Origin of the sequence: Dactylosporangium sp. CA-152071 (genome assembly GCF_050936335.1) — a bacterium.
GTDB lineage: Bacteria > Actinomycetota > Actinomycetes > Mycobacteriales > Micromonosporaceae > Dactylosporangium > Dactylosporangium maewongense.
In genome coordinates, this window is sequence record NZ_JBNJMZ010000002.1 from 930608 (window position 1) to 943787 (window position 13180).

Sequence of the window (13180 nt, forward strand, 5' to 3'; positions counted from 1 at the left end):
GCCCGCAGTCAGCAGCGCCTGGACGACCAGCAGGGCCGCCTCGTTGAACGCCCGGGCATGCTCGGTGTGGATGGCTGCGGCCCTGGTACAGAGGTCGAGCACGCCGGACTCCACGGACAACTTCCGGGCGGCGTCGTACACCGTCGTCGCGAGGTTCTCCAGCGAGGCCGCCGTCTGCGGCAGCTTGACGACGTCGCCGCCGGCACTGGGCGACGGCGCCATCAGGAGGGCAGGACCAAGACGAACCTTCCCAATCCCTTCGTACCGAACCGACCACCACCCCCCCCCCGGGCATATCATCTGAAACCGTGACGGTTGCCGTGATCCTCGCCGACCTCGACCAGTGGCTCGCCGTGAACGCACCCCGGACACTGTCCCTGCTGCACCCCCCGGCGAGCCAGGAGCAGCTGCAGGAGCTGGAGTCGCGGCTCGGGTTCGCGCTTCTGCCCGAGGTCGCGAGCACCCTGCGCTGGCACAACGGGGCAACGGAGGAGATGGGCGGCTTCCAGCTGGCGCCGACCTACTGGCTCACCGACGCGGCCCGTGTCGCGGGTGACGCCAGTCGCCTGAGGGCAACCGCTCGCGCATCCAACCCGGAGGCATGGGACGTGCACTGGGTGCCGCTCGCTGCCGACCGGTGCGGCGGCTACCTGGTCGTCGACCACACCCCAGACGTGGACACCGGTCGAACCTTTCTCTGGGAGCCCGAGAACGGCGAGGATGCGATGGGGTCATGGACGGGTCTTGCGGAGCTCTACAGCGAGCTCCGGTCCGCGCTGCTGGGTGGAGCACCGTGGCAGGACAACAGCTACCAGCTGGTCGACGGTGGGGTGGAGTGGGAGTAGGAGTAGGGCTCGCGTCATCCGACCCGACCGCGAAACAGGACGGCACGACGGACGGGCGGGTTGTCAGCTGTTCGGCCGATTCGGGTGCCAACCGATCCGTAATAGCGGACATACCTGATGTAAGGCTTGGAAAACCTCCTAGCGTGACTTTTGCGCTCTTGCCCGAATATTCGGACTTCAACGGCAGCTCACCGTCATCGCGGAGAAGCTCGGGCTCACCGACGCCACCGACCTCGACCCGCGCAGCGTCAACCTGCGGGCACTGGCCACCCTGGCGTACCTGCGCGGCACCGGACGACCCGGCGCCGGCCCGTAGCCGGGGGCTTCGCGGCCGCACCCGGGCGGTCCGTCCCCGGGGTGTCAGCGATCCACGAAGCCGGCGCAGTCGACCGTGTACGTAGCGCGCGGTGACGTCATGCGGTTGGGCGAGGTGACCTCGACCCAGAACTGGACCGTACGGTGCAGCTGGTCCTTGCTGATGCTGATGGCGTAGTGCCCGCCACCGCCCAGCGACTCGCCACGGAGGCTGCGAAGGTCGCGAATCGCGCTGGACAGACCGTCGCTGTTGCGCACCAGGATGCTGGCCGTGCCGGGCCCGTCGAAGACGAGGCGGAACTCCACCACCGCGTCGGTCCTGGAGGTGCACCAGTCGCCCGGCTCGCCCGACCGGTTCTGCAACAGCTTGATCGAGGCGTTCGTGACGTGCCCGCCGGCCTGCGCCGGCGCCGTCGTCTGCGCCGGCGGCTTGGCCGGCCCGGTGGTCCTGGTCGCCGCGGGCGTGGCGGGCGCGCCGCTGGCCTGCGCCGCCGGGGCTTCGGCGCTCGCCGGCGCGGTCGGCGTCCCGGCCGGCGACTCGGTCGCAGGCACGGCGCCCGGGGACGGGCTGGACCCGGCCGGGGCCGGGCCGGCGGCGCCGTCCTCGCCAGGGGTGCAGGCCGCGGCCCCTGCAACGAGGACAGTGCAGAGAGTGAGGACACCGGCGGACCGGCGCAGCCGGTCCGCCACGGCCCGCCGGTCGCTGGTCACGCGCGAATGCTAGACGATCGACGCCTCGAATCCCGCAACGCCCAGAGCACCGGCTGCGTCGTCGTCCCGACGACGTGATCGACCTGCACGCCGCGCTCGACCATGAGTTCCTCAACGTCGCGACAGGACAAGCTGAACCGCGGATACCAGCGCACCCGCGACGACGATCACCTCCGGCGGGAACCGGAAGCCGACAAACGCCGACTTCGGCGGCAGCCACGGGCGCGGGCGGATTGCTCCATCAAGGCGGGGGAAGCTCACAACTGCTGGAGATCCTGGCAACAGCTGACGCCAAGCCTCCGAAGGACTGGAACTCCTGGGCACGGATCCGGCTGGCCGTCCGCCTCGCCCGTGACGCGGACGACCCTGACCTGCTAGATCGGCTCCTACTCCTGGCGGACAACGACACCTGGGACGGCTCGACCCGAATGCTGGCGGCGTCAACCGCGTTCGCAGCCAGCCCAGCGAGGTCGCGCACGAACTGACGCTTCGGCTCGCCGAACGCGGCATCATCGTGAACCGCGAGGTCATGGTCAAACCGACGGATCCCCTCACCGGAGCTGGGGAACGAACCGACATCCTCGTCGAAGCCACAACACGCACCAAGACCACCGACGAAACCACCGCCAACCGCGTAGCCGTCGTCATCGAGATCGAAGGCTCATGGAACAAGGAGATATCCGCTAAGCGCACAGCACCTCTACGAGGAGGATCGTCGCCGTGCCGTTCTGCACCGCGGCACGCTGCGCATCCGACAGATCAGCGCGCTCGAACACGAGCTTGCGCCTATCGTCGCGGAGCTCGGCGGCCTTTCCCAGCCGGTAGACGACCACCGACGCGGACGGTGTCACCCCTTCGGGCTGGTATCCGCTGGCGACTGCGTCGTAAGCACCGTAGCTGCCCAGTTGCGGCGAATCCCGCAACTTCACTTGGTGCAGGTGGAACGCCTGGATCGGGTCGACGCCGACCGGCCCGACCAAGTACGTCCTCGACACGTCCTCGACGCGGTCATACCAGCGATGCGTCTCCTCGAAGCCGTCAACGCGGAGCCCGGCGACGCATGGCGGCGGCTCCGACCGCACATACCACCAGACCCCGACCGCGCCGACCAACATCACGCCGACCGCCACCGCCAGGACCGTGACAAGGCGACCGATCCGTGGAGACCTCACACCGCCCTCGACCGGCTCAGGTGCGCTCAACAGTTGCTACCACCCGTCTGCGTACAGACCAAATACATCGCCAGCGGAAGATTGTTCCGGACGTCCTGCGCATAATTGGCATAGCCCGGAAGGTTGTGCCGCTCTTCGGGCTTGGTCAGCGCATCTCCTACCTTGGGCTCACCATGCATGTGGGACATCCCAGCCAGATCATACGCCGTCAATCCCGTCCCGCCGGCCTCGGCCATCCCGTTGTACTTCGTGACGTTACCTTTGAGCCGAACGGCGAGGACGGTGATCGACAGCTCGTCGTCGTAGATCATTTCTTCATACGAACGACCGGCAAGCTGGTCCGGGTTGTCGCTGACTTGCTTGTTGAACACCTCCTTGGTGACGTTCGCGATCCCGATCGATGCGCCGCGCTCACCGAACCAGTCCTTCTTGAGCCCCCGACGGTAAAATTCCGTCCCGGCAAGCGTCCCGAGACCCCCGAGGAAGAACGTCCCGCCCACCGTGAGTGCGACGGTCGTCGTCCACGGGTTGGCCTGGGCCGCCCACATTGCTCGCGAGTCGATGATCGTCCGGTCGTAGAACGTCGAGGCCTCCTGCATCAACAGCGCCAGCAGGTAGGCGGCATCGACGCCGACCTCTGCCGCGATCCGGATGACGTCCTCGGTCTTCGCCAGGAGATCCGGGTTGCACGAGCCCTTCCTGGCCTGGGCGCACAGGTCCTCGAACTTCGGCTTCGGGGCGGCCCGCGGCCGGTAGTAGGTCTTGTATCTCGATACAAGGGCTGATCGAGGGATTGACCGGCAGCCGGCCCGGACAGGAGTCCAAGCCGGTGCCGCCGAGGCATTCGGCCACCTCGACAGCATCGACCCCTGACGGTCGCGCAGGCTCGCCCGCCAAGGCTCACCACTCAGGATCGGTTGACCTCCGATGAAGCGCCCAGTAGAGACAAAGCATGCGGTTACTCATCCTCGACGGCACACGATTCCCGGGTCGCGCCATTGACGACTGCTTCGACGCACTCGCCGCCACAACCGCCACGTGCGAACGCATCGACGGTTACGAGCCGTTCAACGATGGCGCGCTCCCACTCCCAGCGTGATCTACGGCTACCGGAACGCGTCAGCAGTGGACATCGACTGAGACGTCACGATCAGAAGATTCAACGCGGTCAACAAAATGGCCAGCCGGGCTGGCCTTTACAAAGTCGGGACGGCGGGATTCGAACCCACGACCCCCCGCCCGGAGTGGGCGAGGCCCAGACAATGAGCGCACAATCGCGCGACTGGTCGAGTTGAGAGGTCTCGAACCCTGGACCCTCAACGGTCGCGCCGAGCAGGTCGCCCGCGGCGCGACCGGGGTCGCCAGGTGGCCCCCTCTCCGGTGGTGACTCCGGTCGCGCGCGCGTGCCCCCGTTGCGGGTCAGGTCTGGCGGAGTGGGGGCATGGGGATGGGGATCTGGTAGGCGGTGGCGCCGGCGCCGATGCCGCCTTCGCAGGTGTTCGGGGGGACGGTGCCGATGCCGCGGGTGGCTGGGCGTTCGGCGGCCCAGAACATGTAGCCGAGCAGGCCGGCGGTGGTGCCGGCGCCGTTCGGGGCGGCCGACTGGACGAAGGTGCCGGTGGAGCGTTGCAGCGACGTGGCGTAGCTGGTGCACTCGGGCAGTGGGCGGCTGCCCTGGGCGACGTACAGGCCGCCGGTGAACTTGGCGGGGGCGAGCGGCGGGACCACCGGGTTGTAGGTGGGTTTGCCGTCGATGTGTTCCTGCCAGTTGGCGATCGCCGCGCTCGCTGACGGTTGCTTCGAGGGGACCATGGCGTTGGCGTAGTCGAGGACCGGGCGGTCGGTGCGCAGCCAGTCGGCGGTGGCCTTGCGGTTGAGGGCGATGAGCCACCGGTCGCCGGCCGCGACGTCGATGGTCAGGCGGGCCGCCGGGTCGGCGCCGGACGCGTCGTAGGGCAGGGCCGCGCGGTACGCGTCGATGAAGGCCTGCAGTCCGGTCAGGTTGGGGGCGGTGTTCTCCTCGTAGTCGATCTCGATGCCGACGCCGAGACGGCGGGCGACGGCGGCGGCGTTGCGGCCGAGCTGTGCGGCGTTCGAGGTGAGGGCCGCGTTCCACGCGTCGGTGTACGTGATGCCGCCGATCGACAGCATGACGCGGATCCCGCGGCCGGTGAAGTAGCCGACGATCTCCGGGGTCATGCCGCGTGGGACGCCGGCCACCGTCGTGGCGTCGTCGGTGAGGTTCAGCAGCTTCCCCGGGTCGACGAAGCTCAGCACCACGACGTTGACCGACGGCCGGCCGTCGCCGCGGTCGACCAGCCAGTGGTTCTGGGCGTCGAACGCCGCCACGGTCCGGGCGGTGCCCCAGGTGCAGAAGTCGTTGCCGCAGTGCCACGCGCCGTAGATCTGCGGTGGCGTCACCGCCGCGGCCGCCGGCCGGGCGAGCGCGACAAGCACGGCGGTGACCAGGATGGGTAGCGCGGCGAGCACAGCGAGTATTCGGCGCATGCAAAGAAGGTAAACACTGGATCGACGGCTGTACACGGCCGCGGCCCGCAGCGATATACGGAGCGAAAGCGTTACACCGCGGGGAGTCGCGCGGCGCGGACGAGAACCTGGAGCCGGCCCACCTCGGTGCCGTCGCGGCGCAGACGGACGCCGCGGACCTGGAGCCATGGCTCGCCGTCGAACTCGATGGGGCCGGCGCGGTCGACGGACTCGACCCGGATGCGCAGCTCACCGGTGCCGTACCGGTAGTCCTGCTCGTCCAGCACGACGACGAAGACGCGTGCCGTCATGGCACCGGTCGGCAGCGTTCGGGTGCTGTCATGTGCATGGCGCCGAGCCTATGCCGGCGTCGTGCCCGGCGACCTCAGCTAAATCGATGCAACACTCGGCTTCTCGACAGGGCCGTGGTCGCCCGCGGGCCGTGGGCGGCTGCCTGATCGGACACATCCGCGCGACGATCGTGTCCGCCGGTGCTGCTCAGCGGGGGTGCGGGCAGGTCCGGCCGGGCCGTTTGCAAAGATCGGATCATGCCGTCGTCACCGCCCGAGGAAGCAACACCGCCCGAGGACCTGGCAGTACCCGACGAGGAGACGGCCCCGACACCCGGCCAGAGGACGACGCGCAGCGCCGTGGCGGCGCCCGAGCAGAAGAACGACGTGGCGGCGCCCGAGGAGGTGGCGACCGGGACCTGGCGGAGCCGGTGGCTGCGGCTGCTGCTCGTCGTCGTCTCCGTGGTGGTGCTGGCGGCGATCGGCCTGCGTGGGCGGCTCCCCGACCCGCAGGACCTGCTCAACTCGCTGACCAATGCCTCGTGGGGCTGGGTCGCCCTGGCCGTGCTGCTGCAGGCCGGGTCGGTCGCCGCGTTCGCGGGGCAGCAGCAGTACCTGTTCTCGGCGCTCGGCGTCCGGATCCGCCGCCGCCGGGTGCTGGCGATCACCCTGGCCCGCACCGCGATCTCGATCTCGGTCCCGGCCGGCGCCGCGGTCTCCACCGGCTACGCGATCCGCGAGTACGAGCGCGCCGGCGCCCCCAAGGAGCTCGGCGCGGTCACCGCGATCGTGTCCGGTCTCGCCTCGATCGGCGGCCTCGCGCTCATGTACGTGGCGGGCGGCGCCGCCCTGGCCGCGTACGGCACCACGACGTCCCTGACCTGGCGTCCTCTGGCGATCGTGGCCGGGATCGTCGCCCTGACGGCCGCCGTCATCGTCCTCGGCCGGCGCCTCATCGACGCCAAGCCCGCCGACCCGCGGAGGCCCCCGCCGAAGGGCCGGATCCGCCGGTACGTGCAGCGCCTCCTCGCCTCGGCCCGGGAGGCGTGGCGGGCGGGTGCCGGCCTGCGCGCCCGCGACTGGTGGGCCGTCATCGCCTACGCCGCCGCGAACTGGGTGACCGACCTGTGCTGCCTGGCCGCCTGCACGTATGCGCTGGGCCTGCCGGTGGCGCTGCCCGCGCTGGCCGGCATCTACCTCGGCGTCCAGATCGTCCGGCAGGTGCCGCTGTCCCCGGGCGGCATCGGCGTGATCGAGACCGCCCTGGTCGCGGGCCTGACCGCGTCGGGCGCGACCGCCATCGCCGCGACCGCCGCCGTCCTGCTCTACCGCCTGCTCTCGTGCTGGCTGCTCATCCCGCTCGGCGGGGCCGCCGCGGTCGTCCTGCGCCGCCCCCGCCCGGACCGGTCACCGTGAAGCGGTCGTCCTGCGCCACCCCGGCAGCAACCCACCGGCGGGTGACCTACCCCAGCGGGAACGGGGAGAAGTGCCGGCCGTCCGCCGACTGGTACAGCACCCCGCTGGGCTGGTCGAACGCGGAGAACACGCCGCCCACGGACCGGCGACCGGCATCGCGGTCGCCGGCAGCCCGTCGAGGTCCACAGGCTCGTAGGCGCCCGCGCGCAATCCCACGTACCACAGCCGCGGCGGCGCGTCCCAGGGCACGCTTTGCAGGCCGAGCAGGTGGGTGTTGTCCGCGGTGACGAACGAGCGGTAGAAGGTCTCGGACGGGTCCAGGCTGATCGCGGCGCCGGCGCGCGCCCAGCCGTCGCGCGAGGAACCAGCCGATGCCGCGGTCGGCGATCTGGCGGGCCCGGACCGCCCGGCCAGCTGCGAACGCCGTGGTGATCTCGTTCCAGTGATCATCGAGTGCGAGCCGACGATAGGCCGTGAGGGCGCGTTCGAGCTGGCGCAGCGCCGCACTCGGTGATGATCGGCCGGCTCGGGCGTTGGATGCGATCGCGCCGCACCTGGACGGGATCGTCGGGACGGTCGTCGTCATCCAGGCGCATGGCACCTCCTCGCCCGCTCAGGTGCACCGGACCGCACCCAGGGGTTGCCCGCCGCCGGCAGATTGTCGCAAGCGTCAGGCCCGTACCCGGTCCAGCGACCGGGTACGGGCCTGACGGTGTGCGGTCAGATCCAGCGGGGCGGGCTGGCGGGGCTCTCGTGCCAGCGGCGGTCCAGCGCCGTCACCACGTACGTGTAGTGCTTGCCGGGTTCGGCGGTCGTGTCGGTGAACGAGGTGCCGCGGACCGTGGCGATCAGGTTCGTGGCGTCGGCCAGGTCGCAGGCACGGGCCGCGGTCGTGCCGTCGAGGCGGTACACCCCGTAGGACGTGACCTCGGCGAACGGGCCGGCGCCGTTCGCGGTGGGGCGCCACCGCAGCTCCGCGCCGGCCGAGGTGCGCCGGGCGCCGGTGATGACCGGGAAGAGCAGCGGCTTGGCGGGACCCCAGGCCGGCGGGAACGCCGGGCGGGTGTGGTGCTCGGCGGCGAGGATGGTCTCGGACCCCAGCCGGTTCGCCCGGACCTGGACGGCGCTGAAATGCACGTCGCCGAGGACCTGTGGGTACTGGCGGTTGAACGTGAGGTGGTTGGACAGTTCGTTGGGGTCGAACCAGGCGGCGGGCTGGCCCGCGGCGGCCACCTTGTAGTCGGCCTGGCCGATGTAGAGCTGCACGTCGGTGCCGGCGACGACGTCCGCCCACCACGGCACCAGCTTCGCGTAGTCGGCGACGGCGAAGCCGATGTTCCAGTACACCTGCGGCACGATGTAGTCGACCCAGCCTTCCTTCACCCACTTGCGGGTGTCGGCGGAGTTGGCGTCGTAGGACTGGGTGCCGTTGGTGTCGGAGCCGAGCGGGTCGGCGGCCTTGTTGCGCCAGATGCCGAACGGGCTGACGCCGAAGCGGACCCACGGCTTGGCGGCGTGGATGCGGCCGTCGAGCTCGCGGATGAGCTGGTCGATGTTGTCGCGACGCCAGTCGGCCTTGGTGGCGAAGCCGGCGCCGTACTGGGCGAACGTCGCGTCGTCGCCGAAGTCCTGGCCGGCGGCGGGGTACGGGTAGAAGTAGTCGTCGAAGTGCACGCCGTCGATGTCGTACTTCGTGACCGCGTCCATGACGGCGTCCTCGACGAAGGCGCGCACCTCGGGGATGCCGGGGTTGAAGTAGAGCCGGCCGGCGGCGTTGTTCACCGGGTAGGGCACGGCCCAGTCGGGGTGGACCCGCAGCGGGCTGTTGGCCGGCAGCTTCGACACGTCGGTGCCGGCGCCGCCGGGTGCGGGCATGCTCGCCCGGTACGGGTTGAACCAGGCATGGAACTCCAGGTTGCGCGCGTGCGCCTCGGACACGAGGTACGCGAGCGGGTCCCAGCCGGGGTCCTGGCCGGCGACGCCGGTGAGGTACTGCGACCACGGCTCCAGCGGCGACGGCCAGAACGCGTCGGCGTGCGGGCGGACCTGCACGATGACGGTGTTGTAGTTGAGCGACTCGGCGAGGTCGAGCCAGCCGTCGTACTCGGCCTTCAGCTCGGCCTCGGATTTGCCGGGCGCGGAGGGCCAGTCGATGTTGACGACGCTGGCGATCCACATCGCCCGCATCTGGTGCTTCGGCGTGGCCGGGTCCGTCACGCAAACCACCGGTTCGGTGGCGACCGCGGCCGAGGCGGGTGCGGTCGCCACGAACGCGGCGGCCAGGCAGAGTAAGGCGGAAAGACGGGCGAACATCAGGGTCACCTTCACGAGAGCCAGTTGGACGAGCCCGGGACCCGCGGCCAGTGCGCGGTGGACGGGGCGATCAGGTAGGCGATGCCGCCGCTGCCGGAGGCGACGGTGCCGTTCGCGCGGTACCGCTTCGTGCGCAGCCACACCTGCTCGAACTCGGTGCGGCTGTAGACGTTGCGGACCGCGTCGTTCGACGAGGACGCCGGGTCGTTGACGATCACGTCACCGGTGGCGGTGAAGCCGACGATGACGAACAGGTGCCCGGAAGTGGAGTAGTTCGCGGCGGTCAGCTCGGTGGCGAGGAACGACTGCGAGGTGACGACGGGGATGCCGGCCGCGATGAAGCGCTCGGCCTCGTCGAGGGAGTGCAGCCGGGTCACGATGCCGGTGAGGCCGTAGGTGGCCGCGTAGGCGGTGTTGAACGGCCAGTTGCCGGCGCCCTCGTAGGTGTAGTCGTAGGTGCTGCGGGCCGCGTTGTCGACCTGCGGGTCCGGGTCGGTGGGGTCGACCCAGGCGAGGTCCTCCGGACGGGGGTGCTTGCCCCAGTACTCGACGACCATCTCCGTGGACGTCGGCGAGCACCAGGCCTCGCCACCGTTGTCGTACTCGGGGTAGTGGCCCTCGTGGATGTTCTGCGAGTAGCGCGGGACCGCCAGCTCCCGGCCCCAGGCGATGTGCCCGGCGCTGGCCGGCACGGTGAAGCGGTCCGGCACGTTGGAGGCCATGGCCCCGGCGAGGTAGACGCGCGGCGCCGCGGTCGTGCCCGCCTTGCGGTACAGGGTGAGCCGCAGCCGGTAGGACTGCAGCAGCACGCCGGCCGAGGCGTCGTCGATGGAGAAGGTGTCGGTCCAGATCGACGAGACGCCGTCGCTCTGGCCGTCGACGGTGGCGCGGTGGATGTCCTGGTCACCGCTCGCCCACTTGCCCATGACGTACCGCGGGGTCGCCCGGCCGTCGGTGTAGGTGCCCTCCAGCTCGACCTGCAGCCAGGTCCCGGCCGGGGTGTCGGCGTTCCAGGACGCGACCAGCTCGCTGGCGCCGAAGCCGACGCGCTGCACCGGCGAGGTCCAGGTCGCGTAGTCCCAGCCGTCGGCGGTCCCCGCGGCACCGCCGATGGTGAGGAACGGCTTGCGGCCCGGCACCGCCCGGGTGCCCTCGCTCCTGCCGCTGAGCCACTGCGGGAAGCTCTGCCAGGCGTGGAACGTGATCTGCTCGTCGTGGACCGGGCTGCCCGGGTGTGCCACCGCGGGTGCCGCCGGGAGCAGCGACGCGGCTGCGAGCACGACGATGGCGACAATGCGTCTCATGCCGCCCCCTCCGCTGCGCTCCGGCGCCGGCCTGAGCCCACCCCGCATTCCTGATGAGCGGCCCGAGCCGCTCCGCTGACCGCTCATTACCGCTCCTAGGGAAGGAACGACGGCAGGATCTGCACGTCGTCCAGGTTGACGAACATGACCCGGTGTCCGAACTGGACCTGCGCGTACCGGTTCTGGCCGCGGATGACGGTCCAGTCGCCGGGCGAGGAGCCGTCGAAGGTCACGGCCCGGTAGTACTCGCCGGGCACGATGCCGCCGAGGGTGTAGCGCTGGCCGGCGGCGAAGGTGTACTGCAGCGGCGTGATCGCCTGGACCGGCACGCCGGCCGGGTAGGCGGTCGCCTCCGGGTAGGCGCGCCCGTACACGGGGATCGTCGCCTTGCCGGCCTTGGGGGTGACCACGAGGCCGGTCGACCACTTCGCCGCGGGGCGCGCCGGCGGGTTGAGGAACCAGCCCTTCTGGCCGAGGTACCAGATCGCGGTCCAGTCGCCCTGCCGGTCGGCGACGGCGTAGGTCTGCCCGGCGGCGGCGCGGGCGCCGTGGTCGGAGACCTGCATCGTGGCCGGTTCGCCGCCGGGACGCAGGCCGATGTCGCTGAGCAGCGGCGCGTCCGCGGCGGGCGCGGTGCGCAGCAGCACCGACGAGGAGCCGTGCGGCGGGCAGGGGGTGTCCGGCGTGCCCGTGCACCCGGTGAACGGCAGCTGGTTCTGCCCGTAGTCCGGGTCGATCGTGACGAGGCCGGTCCGCGGCGTGCCGAACTGGACGAACGGCGCGTGCAGCAGGTCGAAGTAGTGGCTCCAGTCCCAGTACGGGCCCGGGTCCCAGTGCATGCCCCTCACCGTCGACGGCACGGTCCCCGGCACGTTGTCGTGGCCGATGATGTGCTGCCGGTCGAGCGGGATGGCCAGGCGCGCCGCAAGGTAGCGCACGAGCTTCGCCGACGAGCGGTACATCGCCTCCGTGTACCAGGCGCCCTGCTGCGCGGCGTAGCCCTCGTGCTCCAGCCCGACGGACTTGGCGTTGACGTACCAGTTGCCGGCGTGCCACGCGACGTCCTTGGTCTTCACGTGCTGGGCGACGTGCCCGTCGACGGAGCGCAGCGTGTAGTGCCAGCTGACGTACGTCGGGTCCTGCACGAGCTTCAGCGTGGTGTCGTAGCTGGCCTCGGTGTCGTGGATGACGATGTACTCGATCCGCTGCCGGGCCGGGCGGTCGCTGAGGTCGTGGTTGCCGTAGTCGCCGTCGCCGAACTGCTCGTACGGTGCGGGAATCCACTCGCACGAGATGTCCACCGGGCACTCGAGGCCGTCCGGGCGGGCCGGCGGCCGGCGCAGGCCGAGCCGGTCCAGCCACGCCGTGACGGGGCTGATCCTGGGCTGCGCGGCGAGCGTCACGAGCTGGCCGTCGTCGGTGGTACGGCTGGCGCCGTCCCGCAGCGTCGCGTACACCTCGTCGGCGAACGCGGCCGCGGCGTCGGTCGTGTCGGCGCCGCTGTACTTCGCGACGGCCCCGTACCAGGCGGCCGGGTCGCTGGCAGCGCCTCCGGGTGCGCCGGCGTCGCGCTGGTACTGGGCGAGCAGGGCGGCCCCGCCGTTGATGTTGGCGGCCGGGTCGGTTCGCAGCGCCGTCTCCGACGCGCCGGTGAGCTCGGCGGCCCGGTCGAGGGTCTGCAGCGCCGGGCCGCCCGCGCCGGAGGTGACGGCCGGGACGGTCTTCGGGGCGCGGGAGTCGTCGCCGCGCGCGTCACCGGTGTCGTGGTGCGGCTGGCCCGTGGTGGTGAGAGCGGCGGCGAGCGCCGCGGCGTCGGTGAGGTGCATCGGGCCGTACCCGGCGCTGGTGCTGGGCGCGCCGCGGTTGGTGTCCCACCGGGACTCCAGATAGGACACGGCGAGCAGGACGCCGACCGGGACGCCCCAGGTGGCGGAGGCGTCGGCGTATGCGGCCTGGCGAGTGGCCGGCGCGGCGGTGGCGGGGGCGGCGGGCACCGCGGTGGCGGTGGACACCAGGGCGACCGCGGCGCCGAGCATGAAGGACCTGCGGCGAAGGCGCATCGAACCTCCTGACTGCGGATGGCTGGGCACAGCGTGACGCATAGCAATCTTTGACGTCAATCCCTAACGGCGAGTTGCCTCAAAGCGTAGGGAACCTACGGGATTGCGGAGCGATCTCAACCGATTTGTCCGGAACGGTATGAACAAGAACGGACAGCAAGGTATGCAGATCCGTTACGGCGGACCAGTGACTGCGGAAGGTTTGTAGATTACCTTCACTGGTACGTCGCACGTCGACGGTTACCTACAGTCGATGTCGTCGATGCC

Annotated in this window: 10 protein-coding genes; 2 read left to right on the plus strand and 8 right to left on the minus strand. The window is 70.7% G+C overall.

What is annotated here, in order from left to right:
• The first annotated feature begins 308 nt into the window (after positions 1–308).
• Positions 309–845: an SMI1/KNR4 family protein gene (locus ACQEVZ_RS44380; RefSeq protein ID WP_433379294.1), complete on the plus strand. Its 537-nt coding sequence runs from the start codon at positions 309–311 to the stop codon at positions 843–845.
• Between the two features lie 360 nt (positions 846–1205).
• Here ACQEVZ_RS44380 and ACQEVZ_RS44385 read toward each other — a convergent pair whose 3' ends face one another.
• The 5 genes from ACQEVZ_RS44385 to ACQEVZ_RS44405 form a co-directional block, all read right to left on the minus strand.
• Positions 1206–1871, minus strand: a complete 666-nt coding sequence (locus ACQEVZ_RS44385) for a hypothetical protein (RefSeq protein ID WP_433379297.1) — start codon at positions 1869–1871, stop codon at positions 1206–1208.
• Between the two features lie 683 nt (positions 1872–2554).
• Positions 2555–3001, minus strand: a complete 447-nt coding sequence (locus tag ACQEVZ_RS44390) for a hypothetical protein (RefSeq protein ID WP_433379300.1) — start codon at positions 2999–3001, stop codon at positions 2555–2557.
• 68 nt (positions 3002–3069) lie between these two features.
• Positions 3070–3906 carry a hypothetical protein gene (locus ACQEVZ_RS44395; RefSeq protein ID WP_433379303.1) on the minus strand — a complete coding sequence of 279 codons (837 nt, stop codon included), beginning with the start codon at positions 3904–3906 and terminating at the stop codon, positions 3070–3072.
• A 556-nt stretch (positions 3907–4462) separates the two neighbouring features.
• The gene (locus ACQEVZ_RS44400; protein ID WP_433379306.1) at positions 4463–5551 is read right to left on the minus strand and encodes a hypothetical protein; all 1089 of its coding nucleotides are present in this window, start codon (positions 5549–5551) and stop codon (positions 4463–4465) included.
• Positions 5552–5622: 71 nt separating this feature from the next.
• A complete protein-coding gene (locus ACQEVZ_RS44405; protein WP_433379309.1) occupies positions 5623–5841 on the minus strand; it encodes a hypothetical protein in 219 nt (72 codons plus the stop codon).
• Positions 5842–6078: 237 nt separating this feature from the next.
• On the opposite strand from ACQEVZ_RS44405, the gene ACQEVZ_RS44410 reads away from it, so the two are divergent.
• Entirely contained in the window at positions 6079–7236 is a 1158-nt protein-coding gene (locus tag ACQEVZ_RS44410) for a lysylphosphatidylglycerol synthase transmembrane domain-containing protein (RefSeq protein ID WP_433379312.1), read from the plus strand.
• A gap of 720 nt (positions 7237–7956) precedes the next feature.
• Here ACQEVZ_RS44410 and ACQEVZ_RS44415 read toward each other — a convergent pair.
• The 3 genes from ACQEVZ_RS44415 to ACQEVZ_RS44425 form a co-directional block, all read right to left on the minus strand.
• Positions 7957–9549 carry a glycoside hydrolase family 10 protein gene (locus ACQEVZ_RS44415; RefSeq protein ID WP_433379315.1) on the minus strand — a complete coding sequence of 531 codons (1593 nt, stop codon included), beginning with the start codon at positions 9547–9549 and terminating at the stop codon, positions 7957–7959.
• 11 nt (positions 9550–9560) lie between these two features.
• The gene (locus ACQEVZ_RS44420) at positions 9561–10853 is read right to left on the minus strand and encodes a C39 family peptidase (RefSeq protein WP_354903358.1); all 1293 of its coding nucleotides are present in this window, start codon (positions 10851–10853) and stop codon (positions 9561–9563) included.
• A 95-nt stretch (positions 10854–10948) separates the two neighbouring features.
• Positions 10949–12913 carry an N-acetylmuramoyl-L-alanine amidase gene (locus ACQEVZ_RS44425; RefSeq protein ID WP_433379319.1) on the minus strand — a complete coding sequence of 655 codons (1965 nt, stop codon included), beginning with the start codon at positions 12911–12913 and terminating at the stop codon, positions 10949–10951.
• Positions 12914–13180: the final 267 nt, after the last annotated feature.

Excerpts from the sequence above, each read along its gene's own strand:
- ACQEVZ_RS44395 (WP_433379303.1), bottom strand. The coding sequence starts at position 3,906 with ATGCTGTCGAGGTGGCCGAATGCCTCGGCGGCACCGGCTTGGACTCCT.
- ACQEVZ_RS44415 (WP_433379315.1), bottom strand. The coding sequence starts at position 9,549 with ATGTTCGCCCGTCTTTCCGCCTTACTCTGCCTGGCCGCCGCGTTCGTG.
- ACQEVZ_RS44405 (WP_433379309.1), bottom strand. The coding sequence starts at position 5,841 with ATGACGGCACGCGTCTTCGTCGTCGTGCTGGACGAGCAGGACTACCGG.
- ACQEVZ_RS44410 (WP_433379312.1), top strand. The coding sequence starts at position 6,079 with ATGCCGTCGTCACCGCCCGAGGAAGCAACACCGCCCGAGGACCTGGCA.
- ACQEVZ_RS44400 (WP_433379306.1), bottom strand. The coding sequence starts at position 5,551 with ATGCGCCGAATACTCGCTGTGCTCGCCGCGCTACCCATCCTGGTCACC.
- ACQEVZ_RS44425 (WP_433379319.1), bottom strand. The coding sequence starts at position 12,913 with ATGCGCCTTCGCCGCAGGTCCTTCATGCTCGGCGCCGCGGTCGCCCTG.
- ACQEVZ_RS44420 (WP_354903358.1), bottom strand. The coding sequence starts at position 10,853 with ATGAGACGCATTGTCGCCATCGTCGTGCTCGCAGCCGCGTCGCTGCTC.